This is a genomic window from Flavobacterium sp. WC2509 (assembly GCF_052683105.1).
Map to the genome: position 1 here is coordinate 2,441,637 of NZ_JBQZFG010000001.1, position 19,910 is coordinate 2,461,546.

The window sequence follows — 19,910 nt, forward strand, 5'->3', positions numbered from 1 at the left end:
CCTTTAATAATAACACAATATTTTGAATCCCATTCTGTTTTTTAGAATGGGATTTTTTTATAATATGGATTTCGTTTGACGTTGGTAATACCATTTTGAAATATAAAATGGCCTTATTGTCAGTTAGAGCGCAGTCGAGAACCTCTACTTCATCTCGACAACGCGCGATGTGACAACAAATAATTAGACTTGAATACATTCAAATGGTATGAAAACGCCAAAAATTTACCTTCATCCCTGGTTGTTTTGCTTATTTTCTTCGATAAACTCTCGCTTAATCTCTTTTGAAATTCTCGACTATAAATTCAATTGTAGCAATTTTTACTATTTTATGAATTTATAAGTTGTGTCCCGACGATGAATAAGGGCTGTCAATTAAAATAATTATTCTGCGTAAATCTTTGAAATAACTTCGTCTGTAGGTTTCGCTCGGATCGCCCCTAACTTTTTAATCAATTTTAGTTTAAAATCGATATAAGTTGCTTGAAAAGAGGGAATTGATCACTTAATATGCTTATAAAAAACATCAGATTTAAAATTATGGATTTTTTTTTGTGGGGCTAAATTTACAAAATAATTGATTTTTTACCACCTATCTGAGAATTTGATTATTTCATAAGCTTATTTTGAGAAATGTGTAATATATACCTAATTTTAATATGTAAAAGTTTATGTTTTACATTCTACATTAAATTAAAATATAAAGCAGATCATTTGTTGCTTTGGAGCCCCATCAAAGAACTAAAGTTCTTTTTGTTTTTCTAGTTTTTACAGAAATATTACCCCAAAATCCCCAAATCAGATGGAAAGAACTATACCAACTTTTGTAGTATTTATTTCTTCTCGAATTTATAAGTTAAAAGAAATTATATTGTTTCCTAAAATTGAGAAGGATAATTGTCTTTGGTTACCAAATAAAAATGGACCCGGAGCGATTAATTTTAGTCGATCTTTTCTAAGTACAATAGTCCTATTGTTTTTTGTTTCATTTGTCAATGCGGCTACTATTACCAGTACTGGAAGTGGAGGGCTATGGTCATCACCATCAACATGGATAGGAGGCGTAGTACCTACCGCAGCTGATGATGTTATAGTTGCTTCAGGAAGTAGTGTAATTCTAGATGTCAATATTTCTATCGGTTCCGGAATAACATATACTTTTAATGGTAATGTCACTGATAATGGTACTCATACTCTCACAAATAGTGTAGCTACAGGAACGTTAATTATTTCAAACAATAGTACAACAACAATTGGTGGTGTGGTGTCTATTGATCAAATGACGATTACTGTAAATTCGGGTTCTAAATTGATAACAGGAGCGATGTCAATATCAGGGAGTGGTTCAAGTACTGTTACTATTAACGGGGCTTTGATCATTAATGGAGATTTTACTGTTAAAAAAGGAACCATTAACGTATCGGGTTATGTTTTTGTTAATGGAAATTATGCTACTGAGAATGCAAATGCTAACGTAACCGGTACTGGTTCGTTTGATACATCAGGATCAATAACAACGCAGGGTTCGAGCCAGGTTTTTGGCAGCGGAGGTGATTGTGCGGGACCTGGCTGTTCAGGAACTTCATTGGGTTGTAGTGCTACAAACAGTATTACACCTTCCAATCAGGTGTTGTGTAGTGGGAATACATCCTCACAACCTATCACTTTTTCAACAACAAGTGCGTCTTATTCCATTACCAGATGGGAAAAAACAACAGATTTAGTAACCTTCACACCTATAGCATTCACAGGTTCTATCTTGCCTTCGCAAACGGTGACTCAAGATACTTGGTTTCGTGTTGTTTTTACATCAACCAGCCCTAATTGTGGATCGTTAAATTCTGCGGCAGCTTTTGTTCGCGTTAGTAGTTCTACACCAACAATATCAGGAATATTATCGATTTGTATTGGTTCAACTACTACATTAACTGGATCCGCTACAGCGAATGCTACTACGCCTTGGTCTTCGGCAACCCCAACAGTAGCAACGGTAAATAATGGGGGAGTTGTTACAGCAGTTACAGCAGGAACCAGTGCAATTAGTTATAAAAATAGTTATGGTTGTGTTCAAATGGCTACAGTAACTGTAACTCCAACTGTTGGAACTCCAAGTACACCAACACCTTCTGCAAGTGCCATTTGTCAAGGTAGTTCAAATACAACATATACCACTTCAGCTACTAATGCTAACAGTTATACTTGGTCAGTCACAGGAGCAGGAAATACAATATCAGGTACCGGGACCACTGGAACGGTAACCTGGGCAGCTAGTTTTTCAGGAACAGCTACAATAAGCGTTACGGCTACGGGTTGTGGTACATCAAGTGCTGCTACAACAACGGTTACAGTAAATCCATTATTGTCAATTCCAACAATAAATATGACTACTCAGCCAAATTGTTTAACAGGAACAGGAAGTGTTTTATTAAACAATTTGCCAACATCTGGTACATGGTCATTATATCAAGATAATGTTGATATTTACGATGCCACAGGAGGAAGCGGTTCTGTTACAATTTCAGCTTTAGCAGCAGCAGGCTCAGGTACTACTTATAATTTTAAGGTTTCTAACGGAGTTTGCACTTCAGCCGTTGTCTCTGTTACTGTCAATCCTGTATTGTCTACTAAATGGATCGGTGGTTTATGGGACAATGGAGAACCGAATACCAGCAATAGCAATAAAAATATTGTTTTTGAGGACAATTATACACTAACGAATGATTTAGTTGGTTGTTCCTGCGAAATCAAAGCAAATGTAAGTGTTACAGTTGCTACTGGGAAAGTGTTAAAAATGCAAAATGGTTTGGCCGTACAAGGAAACTTGATTTTCGAGAATGGGGCGAGTTTGGTTCAAGACAATGATTTAGCAACAAATTCAGGTAGTATTACTTATAAGCGTACTACTTCTACTGTAAATGATTATGATTATGTATATTGGAGTTCGCCAGTAATAGGTCGTACGTTAGGGCAGCTATCGCCTACTAGCGATAAATATTGGAGTTGGCTTGTTGATAATTGGACTCCCGCAAAAGCAACTGATGTGATGCTTCCTGCAAAAGGATATATTGTTAGAGTGCCTTTAGGTACGTCACCTCAAAATGTTGTGTTTTTAGGGACGCCAAACAATGGAGTTAAAACGATAGCTTCACAGGGAGTTAATAAAAGTAATTTAATTGGAAATCCATATCCATCAGCACTAGATGCCGATTTGTTTATGATTTATAATAAAACAATAATTGACGGAGCCTTATATTTTTGGACACATACCAAACCGAGAGTTTATGATGGTGCAAGTAATCAATATGTATATGCTGCCAATGATTATGCTGTTTATACTTTACTTGGGGGTACAGGTTCAGGCAGTGGAAGTGCGGCTCCTACAAAAAATATTGCTGCAGGTCAATCCTTTTTTGTTGTTAGTAAAAGGTCAGGAAATTTTACATTCAACAATTCGATGCGAGTTTCTACCGCAGGAAACAATAGTCAATTCCTCAAACAAGCGATTACTAAGAAAGGAATTGCAGCTGAAAGCGACAGAGTTTGGTTAAGTTTAACCAATGATGGAGGCGCTTTCAAACAATTATTGGTAGGATATATGGCCGAAGCTACTAATGATTTTGATAATTTGTATGATGGTATAACACTCGATGGGAATAGTTTTGTAGATTTTTATAGTATTGCTAATACTAAGAAGTATACGATTCAAGGTCGCAGTTTACCATTTAATGTAGCCGATGAAGTACCATTGGGTTATAAAACGACAATTGCAGGAACATTTACTATCGCAATTGATAAAGTTGATGGAGGTATGAGTGATCAAGAAATTTATTTAGAAGATAAAACAACCAATAAAATTCAAAATTTAAAAATTGGAAGCTATTCGTTTACCACGGCAATTGGAACTTTTACAGATCGTTTTGTGCTACGTTATACCGATATTTCCAAAACATTGAGAACAGATGATGCTCAAACCAAAGGTAAAGGGGTTATTGTATCGGTAAAAAATGGCCAGATAAAGATTAATTCTTTTGACCAGACGTTGTCTTCTTTAAAAGTATATGATTTGAATGGAAGCTTACTTTATGAAAAAAATAAAGTAAATAAGAATGAATTCGTTATTGATGATTTAGTGTCTAGTGATCAATTTATGATTGTTATGGCGCAATTGGAAGATGGTAAATGGGTTAGCGAAGAAATTATTTTTCACGAATAACCTTAAAGTAATAAGATATTTTAAATCCCATTCTGTTTTAGAAAGGGATTTTTTTATAAAAATTAGACAGTTAAAATTTAACATTTGATTAGCTATTAATTTTTTTCGATATGTTTGTAAACCATTGATTTTTAGTATTATCTTTGCAAAACTTTTTTATGGCAATACCAACTGATTTATTTCAGGTCCATTTAAAAACAAATTTAATCCTAAAGCCCCGAATATGATTAGAATCCTATCCAGATCTAATGTTTTACTGCGTTTTTTAGTTTTACCTTTTTTTGCATTTACACAAGTTATGCTAACGGGAAATTATATTACTTCCAGTGCATACACAACTTATGTTTATCCAATTTTTAAAAATTTAACAACGACTGTTAGTTGTTCGAATTCCCATGGAATTGGCGGTGATGTTAAGTTTCTTTTACAGAATAATCAAACAGCAATTTCTCAAATTAACATTTTTTAACTTAATGAGGCATGATTTTTGGAACTTCATTTTTTTGAATGGGTTTTCAAGAAAAAGTGGTTTAAAGTTCAGTTTTTTAAACTCGCCTATATTTTTCGTTAACAAGTGTTAAATTTTTCAAATCAAAAACCTTTATTTCAAAATCAACGTATATATAAAAAGTTATAACATTATTGCTTTTATAGTAGATTTAAAAAAATACCACATGAATAAAAAATACTTTAATTCAGAAAAAAATACTGAATTTGCCCCAAGAAAATCAAAATTTATTGGTTTGTTTCTGATGGTTTTGTTCTTTTTTATATTTGCAAACACTGTTTCTGCTCAAACTACAGGAGATTATCGTTCTTTAGCCTCTGGAAGCTGGACAACTCCTGAAAGTTGGGAATATTATAATGGAAGTGCTTGGGTTACGTCAACAACAAGTTATCCTGGGCAGAATTCAGGAACATATGCAGTTTTGATCCAGCCAAGTCACACTATAACTATTGGGACTTCAGGTATTACTACACAGCCAATGGGCACAGTTACAATTAGTGGGACTTTATTTTTGAATGCAAACAATAGTGATACTAATTACAATTTAACAACTACTACGCTTGTCGTAACCCCAAACTTAACCCCAAAAGCAACTATTGATTTTGATAAAAAATCTCATCTAGTACTACCTGCAGCTGCAGAATTACAAGTTAGCACTGGTGGGCTTTCAGGACAGTGTAATAATAATATAGATATTTCTATTGGTTCAACTGTAATTTCTTATTGTAGTGGCGGTTCACCCTCTTTTTCGACTGTAATGACACAAGGAGGGTATAATACTGCCGGGACATTATCTGGAAATCAAAGTGTTTGTGTTAATGGAACTACAACTTTTTCTTCTACTGCCTCTGGAGGAACTTGGTCCAGCAGTAGCACTTCAGTTGCTACGGTAAATTCTTCTGGTGTTGTAACTGGTGTAGCAGCAGGAAGCTCAATAATTAGTTATACTCTATCAGGGGTAATTTCTACCAGAGCTGTTTATGTTGGAGCACCGTCGGCAGCTGGTTTTATTACTGGTACAACTCCTCAATGTCCAGGATTAACAAATCAAACTTATTCGATAGCTGCAGTAAATGGGGCGACTAGTTATGTTTGGTATGTTCCCTCTGGATGGACAATTACAACAGGACAAGGAACAACTAGTATTACTGTGACAACCGGGACATCTAACCAAAGTGGTAATATTCAAGTGAATGCGGTAAATTCTTGTGGAACAGGTTATGCAAATGGTGAAGGTAATGGCTATAAGTATGTAAATGTCAATTCAGCAATCAACACCGCTTCTCCTACCGTAAGGGATGTTGCCGGGAATTGTGGTTATGTACAGCTTGATTGGAATCAGGTTTCAGGAGCTATTGGTTACTACTTAGATATTGCTACAGATACGGGTTTTACTAATTTTGTTGCTGGATTCAACAATTTCAAGGGAACATATAACGGAAGTTATAATTTTGCGGCTCTACCAACTGGAACGTTGTATTATAGAATAAGAGCTTATGATTATTGTGCGGTTTCTAATAATTCTAATCGAGGAACTATTACAGTAACAGGAGCTACAAATTCTGGCACACTCGCTTCATCACAAACCATTTGTTCAGGAACAAAACCAGCAGATTTAGTAGTAACAGGAAATACTTCTGCGGTTACTAGTTGGGAATATTCTACCAATATCGATTTTAATCCTAAACAAACTATAAATTCTACAGCTACTACTTTGACAGGTACTGTTATAGGTAATCTGACGCAAAGTACTTATTTTAGAGCCGTCACTTCACAAATGACTTCCTCTCCATGGTGTCAAGGTTATTCAACGGTAGTTTTAATAACAGTTACTAATTCTGTTTTGGCAGCTTCATCAAGTCCTACACCTTGTATTAATACAGCAATGACTACTATTACTCATACAACGAGTGGTTTTACAGGTATCGGGACTCCAATAAATTTACCAGCAGGAGTAACTGCCTCTTTTGCAGCTAATACGATTACAATTAGCGGAACTCCTAGTGCATCAGGAACATTTAATTATAGCATTCCATTAACAGGAGGCAGTTGTGGTGGTAGTCCAGCTGCTACGGGAACAATTACGGTAACACCTGCTGCAAGTGCAGGAACAGTAACTGTGGGTACCAGCCCACAATGTATTAGTGGAGCAACTACGTATACAGTATCTGGCCAAATCTTAGGCGGTGGAACAGGTGGGTGGACAAGTAGTAATACAGCAATAGCTACGGTTGTTGCAGGCACAGGTGTAGTTACAGCAGTTGGCGCAGGAACTTGTAATATAATTTATACTGTTACAGGAGGTTGTGGCGGAACAAAAACAGCCTCTCAACCCTTTACAGTTACAGCCACAGCAAGTGCAGGAACAGTTACGGCAGGCACAAGTCCACAATGTGTTGGAGGAACAACTACATATACAGTTTCTGGTCAAATTTTAAGTGGTGGAACAGGAGGCTGGTCTAGTGATAATACAGCGATAGCTACAGTTATAGCTGGGACAGGTGTAGTTACAGCAGTTAGTTCAGGAACTTGTAATGTAGTTTATACCGTTACAGGAGGTTGTGGCGGAACAAAAACGGCATCTAAACCGTTTACAGTTACTACTACAGCAAGTGCAGGAACAGTTACAGCAGGCACAAGTCCACAATGCGTTGGAGGAACAACCACATATACGGTATCTGGTCAAGTTTTAGGCGGTGGTACAGGCGGATGGTCTAGTGATAATACAGCGATAGCTACAGTTATAGCTGGGACAGGTGTAGTTACGGCAGTTAGTTCGGGAACTTGTAATATAATTTATACTGTTACAGGAGGTTGTGGCGGAACAAAAACAGCCTCTCAATCCTTTACAGTTACTGCTACAGCAAGTGCAGGAACCGTTACCGCAGGTACAAGTCCACAATGTGTTGGAGGAACAACTACATATACAGTTTCTGGTCAAATTTTAAGTGGTGGAACAGGAGGCTGGTCTAGTGATAATACAGCGATAGCTACAGTTATAGCTGGGACAGGTGTAGTTACGGCAGTTAGTTCAGGAACTTGTAATATAATTTATACCGTTACAGGAGGTTGTGGCGGAACAAAAACAGCCTCTCAACCCTTTACAGTTACTGCTACAGCAAGTGCAGGAACAGTTACAGCAGGCACAAGTCCACAATGTGTTGGAGGAACAAGTACATATACAGTATCGGGTCAAGTTTTAGGCGGTGGTACTGGCGGCTGGTCTAGTGATAATACAGCAATAGCAACGGTTGTAGCCGGAACGGGAGTTGTTACGGCAGTTAGTGCAGGGACTTGTAATATAGTTTATACAGTTACAGGAGGTTGTGGCGGAACAAAAACAGCCTCACAGCCTTTTACAGTTAAAGCATTGCTAACAACTCCCACAGGTGGAACACTAACGCAGCCTACTTGTGCAACAGCAACAGGAAGTGTTTTATTAAACAATTTACCAACTTCAGGTTTATGGTCATTATATCAAGATAATGTTGATATTTACGATGCTACAGGAGGAAGTGGTTCTGTTACAATTTCAGATTTAGCTGCAACAGGCTCAGGTACTACTTATAATTTTAAGGTTTCTAACGGAGTTTGTACTTCAGCCGTTGTTTCTGTTACTATAAATCCTGTGTTGACTACTAAATGGAATGGGGGTTCATGGGACAATGGAGAGCCAAATACTAGTAATAGCAATAGAAATATTGTTTTTGATGGTGATTTTACAATAGCGAATGATGTAGTAGGTTGTTCTTGCGAAGTCAAAGGAACCAGAACAATTACAGTTGCTGCTGGGAAAGTGTTAAAAGTGCAAAATGGTTTGAATGTACAAGGAACCTTGATCTTCGAGAATGGGGCGAGTTTGGTGCAGGAGAATGATTTAGCCACAAATTCAGGTAGTATTACTTATAAACGTACTACTTCTACTGTAAACGATTATGATTATGTCTATTGGAGTTCGCCAGTAGCAGGTCGTACGTTGGGACAGTTATCACCTACTAGTGATAAATATTGGAGTTGGCTTATTAACAATTGGGCTCCGGCAAAGGCAACAGACGTGATGCTTCCTGCTAAAGGATATATTGTTAGAGTGCCTTTAGGTACTTCACCTCAAAATGTTGTGTTTTTGGGAACGCCAAATAATGGTGTCAAAACGATAGCTTCGCAAGGAGTTAATAAAAGCAATTTAATTGGGAATCCATATCCTTCAGCACTTGATGCGGATTTGTTTATAAATTATAATAAGACAATAATTAATGGAGCTTTGTATTTTTGGACACACACTAAACCGAGAGTTTATGATAGTGCAAACAATCAATATGTATATGCTTCTAATGATTATGCTCTTTATACTTTGTTTGGAGGTACAGCTTCAGGTAGTGGTAGTGCAGCTCCTTCAAGTAATATTGCTGCTGGTCAATCCTTTTTTGTTGAAAGTAAAAGATCAGGAAATTTTACATTTAATAATTCGATGAGGGTTTCTACTACAGGAGAGAATAATCATTTTCTTAAACAGGCGAGTACCAAGAAAGGAATTGCTTCAGATAGAGATAGGATTTGGTTGAATTTAACCAATGATGGAGGTGCTTTTAAGCAATTACTGGTGGGATATATGGTAGGAGCGACTAATGATTTTGATAATTTGTATGATGGTACAACACTTGATGGAAATACTTTTGTAGATTTTTATAGTATTGCTAATGATAAGAATTATGGCATTCAGGCACGTGGTTTACCATTTAGTGTAACGGATGAAATACCATTGGGCTATAAAACAACTGTAGCTGGAACATTTACTATAGCGATTGATAATTTTGATGGAGATTTTACAAATCAAGACATTTATTTGGAAGACAAAATAACCAATAAAATTCAGAATTTAAAAAGCGGAAGCTATTCGTTTACTACGGCAATTGGAACTTTTACAGATCGTTTTGTGTTGCGTTATACTGATACCTCAAAAACATTAGGAACAGATGAGGTTCAAGCGAAAGACGGCAAAGGAGTTATTGTATCAGTAAAAAATAGCCGAGTAAAAATCAACTCTTTTGATCAGACCATATCTTCTGTAAATGTGTATGATTTGAAAGGAAGTTTAATTTATGTAAAAAATAAAGTAGGCCAAAAGGAATTCAGCATTGAAAATTTAGCTACCAGTAATCAGTTTTTGATTGTTATGGTGCAATTGGAAGATGGTAAATGGGTAAGTGAAGAAATTATTTTTCATGATTAAAGAATACTAAAAATTATAAATTTTCAAACCATTCTGTTTATTCAGAATGGTTTTTTTTATCTGATTTACTATCTCGAAAAGGATTCAAACCTAATTGTATAATCTTCGGAAATCAAAGTCATCGTAGTAATTTTAACTTGATGTTTTAATATACTAATTCAAAACTTTTGTTTATTTGTTTTTTAGTAAGAAATTATCTTATTTAAATTATTTTATATTTACTATAATTCTTATATTTATTTTAAATAAAAATAAATATGAAGGAATTATTGAAGATTTTAGTATTTTGTTATCCTGTCTTTTCTTTTGGACAATCAATATTTAGCAACTCAATTGTTGGAGCTAATCCTAATTCTGTTAATCCTTTTGTGGCCGATCAAGTAGTTAATCTTAATATCAGTGCTTCGGGTATTGGAAGAGGAAGTGCTTTATTTGGTATAGATGCTAATAACAGATATGACGCTAAAAGCTGGGGACTTCTATCATTCGATCCGAATGCTTATTTTGAGTTTGTCATAACACCAAATATTGATCAAAAGATTGATTTTGAGAATTTTGAATTTACTGGACAAATTTCTTTGCTTGGTCCCACACGTTTTTCTTTTCGTTCCAGTGTAGATAATTTTGCTTCAGATATTACGATGGTTTCAAATATTGGTTCAGCAGTTCCTTATATGATTTCTTCAACAGTTTCTTTAGCGGGTATGTCTTTTCAAAATGTAACAACTCCCATTAAATTTAGAATATATGGTTTTGCCGCTCTGGCAGGAACAGGAAGTTTTAGTGTTAATGATTTTAATTTTAATGGAAAAGTTTCTTGTGCTCAACCACAGGCAGTAGTATTGCCAGCAAAAAGTATTAGTTGTACCGCAACTTCTTTTGATTTACAATGGCCAGCGTCATTATTAGCTAATAATTATTTTATTGATGTAGCCAAAGAACCTGATTTTTTAAATTTTGTTCCAGGTTATCAAAATAAGGAATTGGGAAATGTTTTGGTTGAAACCATTTCAGGTTTGGGAGCAGGTAGTTCTTATTATGTGCGACTTCGCGCAACAAATCATTGTGAAGTAAGTGCCAATTCTAATACAATTGAAGTATCTCCACCAGTAACGGTTTATAATAATGGTTGGTCTAATGGTTTGCCAGACATTAATAAGAACGTCCAGTTTTCGAGCGATTTTAATGTGAACAGTTTATTAGAAGCTTGTTCTTGTAAAATTGATGATTTAGCGGCAGTTCATGTTGAATCTGATGCGATTGTAAAACTCCAAAATAATTTAAATTTTATGGATGGAAACCTTACTTTCGAGAACGGTGCGAGTTTGATTCAAATTAATGATTTAGCAATAAATACGGGGAAAATCATTTACAATCGTACAACTTCTGCTGTAAATGATTTTGATTATGTGTATTGGAGTTCACCTGTAGTTGGCCAAATGATGGGGCAGTTGTCGTCTAGTAGTGATAAATATTGGAGTTGGCTCGTTGATAATTGGGCTCCAGTATCGGGGAGTAGCGAAATGCTTCCTGCTAAAGGATACATTGCTAGAGTACCTTTAGGAGGTTTGTCGCCTCAAAATGTTGTGTTTAAAGGAATTCCGCATAACGGACTTGTAACTATAGCTTCGCAAGGGGTTAATAAAAGCAATTTAATAGGAAATCCATACCCTTCGGCGATAGATGCTGATTTGTTTATGATTTATAATAAGGGAATAATCAATGGAGCCTTATACTTTTGGGCGCATAAAAAGAAGAGGGAATTAAATGTGCTAAATAATCAGTATGAGTATGCTGCAAATGATTATGCTACTTATACTTTGCTGGGAGCTACTAAGCCTGGTGAAGGTATGGCTTCAGGTAGTTTAAGTATGGTTCCTTTGGGGAAAATTGCAGCTGGTCAATCCTTTTTTGTTGACAGCAAAAGATCAGGAAATTTTACATTCAACAATTCGATGCGGATTACCGATTCCGGGATGAACAGTCAATTTTTTAAACAACAAAGCACTAAGAAGATAACGGCAATAGTAAGAAATAGGGTTTGGCTGAATTTAACTAATGATCAAGGAGCTTTTAAACAATTATTAGTGGGATATATGGCAGGGGCAACCAATGATTTTGATAATTTGTATGATGGTACGACACTTGACGGAAATGTTTTTATTGATTTTTACAGTGTTTGTAATGCTAAGAATTACACCATACAAGGGCGTAGTTTGCCATTTGATGCTTTAGATGAAGTGCCATTAGGATATAAAACCACAATAGCAGGAACTTTTAAAATAGGTATTGATACAATTGATGGATTTTTGACTGAACAGGAGATTTATTTGGAAGACAAAATGACTAATAAAATTCATAATTTAAAGAACGAACCCTATTTATTCACAACCGAGATAGGAGTTTTTTCAAATCGCTTCGTGTTACGCTATACAGATAATTCTAAATTGGGTACTGATGTTCAATCCAAAGGCAAAGGAATTGTTATATCTGTAGAAAACCAACAAATAAAAATTAATTCTGCTAATAAGGTTTTGACTTCTGTAAAATTGTATGATTTAAAAGGAAGTTTGCTTTATGAAAAAAGTAATTTGGACAAAAATGAATTTGTTATAAACCATTTGATTGTAAGTAATCAATTAATGATTGTTGTGGCAGAATTTGAAGATGGTAAACGGGCGAGTGAAGAAATTATTTTTCATAAGTAATCGCATAAAATTATTTTTTAGAAACCCATCCTGTTTATTCAGGATGGGTTTTTTTGTGCTGTTTTATTGAGATAAATACTTACCGATATTATTGTGAATTTATGATTTTGTTGGTTTTAACATGTTAATATGGTTGAAAAAGGATTATTTTTTTATTGTATTAAATTTTTTATTGTTAATTAATTGAATTATATAAAAATAAAAACTATTTTTGTGTAATCGATTACATGTTTTTGATTTGATAGTTGTTGTGGTAAATTTTATCAAGAATGTATTTTAAATCTAGAATTAATCAATAGGCAGGATATTGAAAACACAGTCAAACCAGTTGTAGTTTGGATTTTTGATGTTAGAATGATTTAGATAAAAATATTAGGAGGGGAAGATTTTGTGCTATTTGAATTAGTATTTAAAATTGTTTCTGCATTTGGGATACTTATAACAAGAGGATTACGTAAAAGCATATAAAATTTTAAAATATATTATTAACCGTTAAAGAAAAACCAAATGAAAAGAAAATTACGTTTACTCTTTTTGACGATGTTGAGTTCGATATCGTTTATTCAAGCTCAAACAAAGACGGATGTCTGGGATTTGGGAGGTGCAACATTAGACACAAGTTTGTATAATAATTTGCTGACTGCGGATATTATAAATGGTTGGTATCCAGTTACTGTTCCAGCTACTGTTCCTGGAGCTATAGGCATTAATTTGCCTACTACATTGCAATTACCTGCAACTCCTCTTATTCTTACAGCAGGAGTTTTAACTCTTACAACAGGAGGTAGCGATAGATTATATACAACAAATCCAGGGATTACTTGTGTTGCACACAGTACTCTTGGGACTACAGACCCTAACTATACTGGAAGGTATTATTGTAATGGTTCTGCCGCTGCTAATGGTACGACACGATTTTTTACTTTGACATTACAAGAAGACGATGAAGTGGCTGTTGTTGCGAGCATTGAGTCTGGAGCTTCAAGTAGTAATCTTACTGTTGTAAATACTACAACTAATTTGCAAACAGAATTAATCCCATTAGTAACATCAGGAACTACAGTTACTTTGGCTAAGTTTCAAGCAAAACAGGCAGGAAATTTTAAAATGTCTTGTTTAGGTGGGAAATTTAATTGTTATAGAATTTTAAGAAAACATGCTAATTATAAAGCAATTACAGGTTCTATTGATGAAACTCAAGCAGCAGGTATTAGCGGATATTCAGTTGTGTTTACTAATGCTGCGGGAAAATCTTGGACCGCTCCTGTAACGGCAGGAATATTTAATGTAAATCTTGCTTCTGGATATACTTATAAAGTGACTTTGCTTAATGCAAACGGCTATATTGTTAGTAGTGGTGAATCATTAGATGTTACAGATACAACTACTACTTATAATGGTATTTCTGTTTTAAAAGTTGATTTGTATGATGTAAGTGGTTCTATCGTTGGACTTGGGGCTGATCTTTCAAAGTTGTCATCTTTAAAATATACTCCTGATCCAACAAAAAATAAAATCTATGTTCCGCAACCTATTATCACGGGGTCAAATTATACAGTTAAATTAGAAGCTGGTGTAGATTATACAATTTCTGGGCAAGGTATTAATGATTATAGGGTTTCATCTACAAATCCAATACAAATTGTAGGAGCACAGTCTGGTATAAATATTGAATTTACGAAGAAAGCGGTTTATCCTATAACTGTTACTGCTACAGGATTAAATGCTACACAAGAGGGTAAATTGAAATTGACATTTACTAATATGAATGAAAGCGGTTATAGCTATGATTTTAATTATGGTTCTGCAGTAACTTTAAGAGATGGAACATATAAAATAACCTATTCTGGATTGGATGACTATGTGGTTGATTTAGATTTAACCTCAAATTTAATAGTCAATGGAAGTGCTCTTGCTAAAACATTAAATTTTACACCAGTAACTAATTGGTCTTTTGATGATAGAACTATAACAACTTCAACTGTCGCTTATAAAGGAATGGTATTTGGAGGTACAGTTGGTATGATATCAAATCAAATTGCTTCGGGACATTTATTAGCTAAAACAGGTGGAACTGTACAGATTCCGGTATCTGTAGGAGACAAAGTTGTAATATCGTATTATTACACGGCTAATTTTTCAGTTGATGGAGGTGCTCCAATTACAACAGCAACAAATAGTACCGCAATTGTTGAGAAAGTAGAATATTTATACCCAGGAAATGCGCCAGGATATGTGACTTTGACCATGTTGGGATCGGCATATACAACTTATATTACTGATGTTTCTATTGTTAAAACAATCGCTTATATTCCAACAATTACAGTAGGTACAGGTAAAACATACGTTACAATTAATGATGCACTTTCTGCAGTTTCTAATATGATTCGTACTGCTACAGACCGAGTGACTATTATGGTTGATCCAGGAAATTATGAAGAAATGTTAGTAATCAATCAGCCAAATGTTACTTTGAAAAATGCTGCGACTACACCTAGTATTGCTTTGTCTAATAGCGGTGTGGATATTAATGCTAATGCTGTTCGTGTTACTTCTTATTATGGTCACGGTTATAAATATTATAGTATGGCATCGGATCAAAAATGGCACGCAGATGTTTTGAAAGTAAATAAGGAAAATGGATATTCATCTTATACAAATGCTGGTGCAGGAACTACTAATGGTTCGTATTGGAATGCAACTGTGGTTGTAAATGCTAACGGTTTTATAGCGAATGATATCATTTTTGAGAATTCTTATAATCAATATGTTTCTAAGAAAGAATCTGAAGATGTTTTAGAATTGGGTGATGGAAACAAAGGAGTACGTTCCAAAATAATGGGAAGTACTGCTGTTCAAGCTAAATCTTTTGTTGAAAGAGCTGCAGCTATTGCTATTGCAAATAATATTGACAAAGTAGTTTTGACAAATTGCAGAGTAATTGGTCGTCAAGATTCTTTTTACGGAGGAACGGGTGCTAGAGTTGTGGTTTACAAAGGTGTAATGATGGGAGGAACTGATTATCTCTTTGGAGGGATGAATGCGGTTTTTTATAAAACGGCTTTAGCGATGAATACAAGTGAAGATAATAATGATGTAAGTTACATTACTGCTGCACAACAAGCTAGTGGAAGAGGCTATTTGATGTATGAATGTAATGTTACTTCTGCTGCACCAGGCACAGAGACAGCTTCGGCATACCGTTCTAAACCTGGTTACTTTGGTCGTCCATGGGCAGCAAATACTAGTGAAGTTGTTTTTTATAACACAACTATTGAAACTTCAAATAATCCTAATTTTGCAGGTCAATCGCTAATTATTCCACTTGGATGGTTGGATACTTTATCGGGTCAATCTGCTAAAATGTATGAGTTTGGAACTATTGAAAATTCAGGAGCTAATAATCAAAGTAGTCGTGCTTCTTGGGCTACTAAATTAGCAACACCAACTTTGTCAGATGGGACAACAGCTATTACTGCTTTTAATTTTACTAAAGGCACTGATGGTTGGGATCCATTACCATCTTTAATAGCTGCCGATCCACTTGGTACAAAATCATATCAAACAGAATCTGCAGTAACTGTTTATGGGAATAAAAATAACATTACTGTTTCTAATGTAAAATCAAATACTACAGTTTCGGTTTATGGTTTAAATGGTGCTTTAGTAAAATCATTTGAAACTGCGACTGATGCTAATTTTAGTATGAAAGCTGGGATTTGGATTGTAGTTGTTAAAGCAACTGACGGTCAAAAAACAGTTAAGTTAATGACTTATTAATATCAGTTTTTATTTGGAAAAAGTTTCGCAATTTGTGAAGCTTTTTTCTTGATTTCTTTAAGGGAAATTATTTAAAACTATAATTGATTTGGGGTCAAGAGTTTTGTTCTTGTTATTATTAAGTCAAAAAGCCCATTTTCTCATTGAAAATGGGCTTTTGTTATTTGGAGCAAAAAGGTTTATTTTCCTTTTATCGAAGCTTCTAAATTTTTCTCAATGGTGTGACTTGGTCGAGTCCATTTTGGTTTTTCTCCTAGAGATTCGAATTTAGAATCTACTGCTTCAACAGTTGGTCTTTGAACAACTTTTGTAAAAGGTTTTTGCGGTTTTAACCCTAATAAATCAAACATTTTCATGTCTTCATTTACGTCAGGATTTGGTGTGGTCAATAATTTATCACCAGCAAAAATAGAGTTGGCACCAGCAAAGAAACACATGGCTTGTCCTTCTCGACTCATATTCATCCTTCCGGCTGACAAGCGTACTTGAGTGTTTGGCATAACGATTCTTGTAGTAGCAACCATTCGTATCATTTCCCAAATTTCAACTGGCTTTTCGTCTTGCATAGGAGTTCCTTCTACAGCAACTAATGCATTTATTGGTACTGATTCAGGTTGAGGATTTAAAGTCGCAAGAGCTACAAGCATTCCTGCTCTGTCATCTACGCTTTCTCCCATTCCTATAATTCCACCGCTACATACTGTTACACTGGTTTTACGAACGTTCTCAATTGTTTGTAAGCGATCTTCAAATCCGCGAGTAGAGATAACTTCTTTGTAATAATCTTCAGAGGTGTCTAAGTTGTGATTATAAGCATAAAGACCGGCTTCTGCTAATCGTTGTGCTTGGTTTTCTGTAATCATACCTAGAGTACAGCAAACTTCCATGTCCATTTTGTTTATGGTGCGGACCATTTCCAAAACTTGATCGAATTCCGGACCATCTTTTACGTTTCTCCAGGCAGCTCCCATGCACACACGTGAAGAGCCTCCAGATTTAGCTCTAAGAGCTTGTGCTTTTACTTGGTTTACCGACATTAAATCATTTCCTTCAACACCAGTATTGTATCTGGCAGCTTGTGGGCAATAACCACAATCTTCAGAACATCCACCAGTTTTAATAGAAACCAAAGTAGATACCTGAACTACATTTGGGTCATGATGCTCCCTATGGATAGTAGCTGCTTCAAAAAGCAAATCCATCATAGGTTTATTATAAATTGCAATTATTTCTTCTTTCGTCCAATTGTGTTTTGTGATACTCATCGATCCTTTATTTTGATGGTTCAAAAGTAATCAAATTGTTATAAAGAACCAACGAACAATATTTAAAAAGACTTACGGTTAATTGTTTGAAAGATAGCTTAATCGGCAACAAATTTGTTGTTGTGATATAACATGAGTAATAAAGTAACAATAACCGAAGATGCGATTCCCTCAAAAAATAAAGTAAAACAATACATATTGATAGACGGATGACCACCGAAAAGAAACGTTTCGGATAGCTTATTTATATAAGTGTCGCCTCCTCTCATATAGCTGTAAATCAGTAATCCAACAATGGAGAGAAAAACGCCGACTACCGAAGTAGTTAAAGCAGCTATAGCGTTTGATAAGAAATTTTGCTTATGGTGAGCGATTCTCGATTTTAAAGTATCATTTACAGCATAAACAATGAATACAATATTAAAAAGCCTCAAATAAAAAAGATTTGATAAGCCTAAAAATTCCATTAATAGGAAATAGGTTCCTATAGATATAAAAATGAAGTACCCATTTTTAATTTCTTTTTTTACTTTCATGATAAACGGTTTTTAAAAGTTAAAAATTCAGTATCTTTTTGTAAGCAATTAGGTTGATATAAATTTACAAAAAAATAGTAATATAAAATTAAAACTGTTAAAAAGTTGTGAGTAATTGTGTTTAAAAAAGAATTAAATATGATTTTGTTAATGGGTTAATGTCGTGATTTCTATATTCTAACTAGGTGGGGATGTTAGAATCAGTATAAAATTCATTTCGAGAATAGAATATGCTTTTCTATATTTTTGTCAAAATAGGTGTGATAATTATTGAATAAAAACGCTGCAAAATCTTTGAAAAGTAAAGCGTTTTATTCTTAAAAGGGTGTTTTTGCTAGATAATACAGATTTTCTGCTGAATGAATTATAATAAATTAAATCTATTCTGCCTATTATTTGGTTAATCGGAGAAAACTATGAAGATGATTTGAAGCTGTTTTATAAATTTTCGAAATATGCTAACGCCGTATTTTTGTCTTTTTCTAATTGTGCTTTTAAAAAATCAATTGAATCAAATCTTTGTTCATCCCGGATTCTTTCCCATATAGAAACCGTGATTTTTTGATCATATAAATCGGCATTAAAATCAAAATAATTGATTTCTATGGTTTGGTGTTTACCAGCAACAGTTGGGTTAAACCCAATATTCATCATTCCGAAAACTGTTTTTTCGTCGATAATACTACTAACAATGTAGACGCCATTTTTAGGAATTAGCTTGAAGTTTTCTTCCAGTTTCAAATTTGCAGTAGGGAATCCAATAGTTCTGCCCAGTTGTCTGCCTTTGGTTATTGTGCCTGTCAAGGAATATTGGTAGCCCAAGTATTCGTTAGCCAAAGCTATATTGCCTTTATCCAGAGCATGTCTTATTTTGGTAGAACTTACCGAAACTTCTTTTATTTCCTGAGCAGAAATTTCTTCAACTTCAAAATCATATTGTTTGCCAAAAGTTTTTAAATCATCAATATTAGCAGTCCTATTGCGTCCAAAACGATGATCATGTCCAATTATTATTTTATGAATATGAAATTGATTCACAAGAACTTGCTTTACAAATTCTTCGGCAGTCAATCTGGAGAAACTTTCATCAAAAGGATGGATGACTAAATTTTGAATTCCAATTTGATCCAATAGCGCTATTTTTTCATCTATAGTATTGAGCATTTTTATATCCGAATCCTCTTGTAGGACCATTCTAGGATGCGGAAAAAAAGTAAGGACTAAACTTTCATACTTGCCGTTTTCAGTATTTTGGGTTAATTTTTCTAAAATTTTTTTATGCCCAAAATGAACTCCGTCAAAGGTTCCCAACGTAAGAATCGTTTTTTTTATCGTTTTTCCTGTAGCAACATGGAAATCGTTTATAGAATGAAAAATTTTCAAAGTGACTATTTTAAATTTTTTGCAAATTTATACTATCTATTTTAAAAGAACACTTAGAAGCTTCTATTTTTATGAATTAGAATTATTAAAGGTGTTCTAATTTATGAAATTTGTTATATATGTTATTCTGAACTCTAAATTTTGCGTTTTTGTTTTAAATAATTATTTATTCCATTACAAATGGAGTAATTTTGTGTATGAATTTTAGGAGTATTAGTATAATAGTTGGTTTATAAAAAGAACTGATAATAAATATGCTAATCAAAGTTTAATGGCTTGATTAATAT

The 19,910-nt window shown here is 34.5% G+C and carries 7 protein-coding genes; 4 read left to right on the plus strand and 3 right to left on the minus strand.

Features of this window, described 5'->3' with window-relative positions:
- Positions 1 to 802 precede the first annotated feature (802 nt).
- From ACUN3A_RS10235 to ACUN3A_RS10250, 4 genes are all read left to right on the plus strand, one after another.
- Positions 803 to 4,213: a beta strand repeat-containing protein gene (locus ACUN3A_RS10235; protein ID WP_445551196.1), complete on the plus strand. Its 3,411-nt coding sequence runs from the start codon at positions 803 to 805 to the stop codon at positions 4,211 to 4,213.
- 674 nt (positions 4,214 to 4,887) lie between these two features.
- Complete coding sequence (locus ACUN3A_RS10240; RefSeq protein WP_445551197.1) at positions 4,888 to 9,951, plus strand: hypothetical protein; 5,064 nt, start codon at positions 4,888 to 4,890, stop codon at positions 9,949 to 9,951.
- 257 nt (positions 9,952 to 10,208) lie between these two features.
- Positions 10,209 to 12,659: a hypothetical protein gene (locus ACUN3A_RS10245; protein WP_445551198.1), complete on the plus strand. Its 2,451-nt coding sequence runs from the start codon at positions 10,209 to 10,211 to the stop codon at positions 12,657 to 12,659.
- Between the two features lie 507 nt (positions 12,660 to 13,166).
- Positions 13,167 to 16,439, plus strand: coding sequence for a pectinesterase family protein (locus ACUN3A_RS10250; protein WP_445551199.1), 3,273 nt, complete (start codon positions 13,167 to 13,169; stop codon positions 16,437 to 16,439).
- A 179-nt stretch (positions 16,440 to 16,618) separates the two neighbouring features.
- Here the strand turns inward: ACUN3A_RS10250 and bioB are convergent, their stop codons facing one another.
- The 3 genes from bioB to ACUN3A_RS10265 all read right to left on the minus strand — a co-directional run bounded on the left by bioB (position 16,619) and on the right by ACUN3A_RS10265 (position 19,623).
- Positions 16,619 to 17,704 (minus strand): biotin synthase BioB, encoded by a 1,086-nt coding sequence (bioB, locus tag ACUN3A_RS10255; protein ID WP_445551200.1) that lies wholly within the window; start codon positions 17,702 to 17,704, stop codon positions 16,619 to 16,621.
- A 98-nt stretch (positions 17,705 to 17,802) separates the two neighbouring features.
- A complete protein-coding gene (locus ACUN3A_RS10260; protein WP_445551201.1) occupies positions 17,803 to 18,240 on the minus strand; it encodes a hypothetical protein in 438 nt (145 codons plus the stop codon).
- 438 nt (positions 18,241 to 18,678) lie between these two features.
- Positions 18,679 to 19,623, minus strand: coding sequence for a bifunctional riboflavin kinase/FAD synthetase (locus ACUN3A_RS10265; protein WP_445551202.1), 945 nt, complete (start codon positions 19,621 to 19,623; stop codon positions 18,679 to 18,681).
- Positions 19,624 to 19,910 lie beyond the last annotated feature (287 nt).

Bases quoted from the DNA above. Each gene is read 5' to 3' on its own strand.
- ACUN3A_RS10235 (WP_445551196.1), top strand. From the start codon at position 803: ATGGAAAGAACTATACCAACTTTTGTAGTATTTATTTCTTCTCGAATT.
- ACUN3A_RS10260 (WP_445551201.1), bottom strand. From the start codon at position 18,240: ATGAAAGTAAAAAAAGAAATTAAAAATGGGTACTTCATTTTTATATCT.
- ACUN3A_RS10245 (WP_445551198.1), top strand. From the start codon at position 10,209: ATGAAGGAATTATTGAAGATTTTAGTATTTTGTTATCCTGTCTTTTCT.
- bioB (WP_445551200.1), bottom strand. From the start codon at position 17,704: ATGAGTATCACAAAACACAATTGGACGAAAGAAGAAATAATTGCAATT.
- ACUN3A_RS10250 (WP_445551199.1), top strand. From the start codon at position 13,167: ATGAAAAGAAAATTACGTTTACTCTTTTTGACGATGTTGAGTTCGATA.
- ACUN3A_RS10240 (WP_445551197.1), top strand. From the start codon at position 4,888: ATGAATAAAAAATACTTTAATTCAGAAAAAAATACTGAATTTGCCCCA.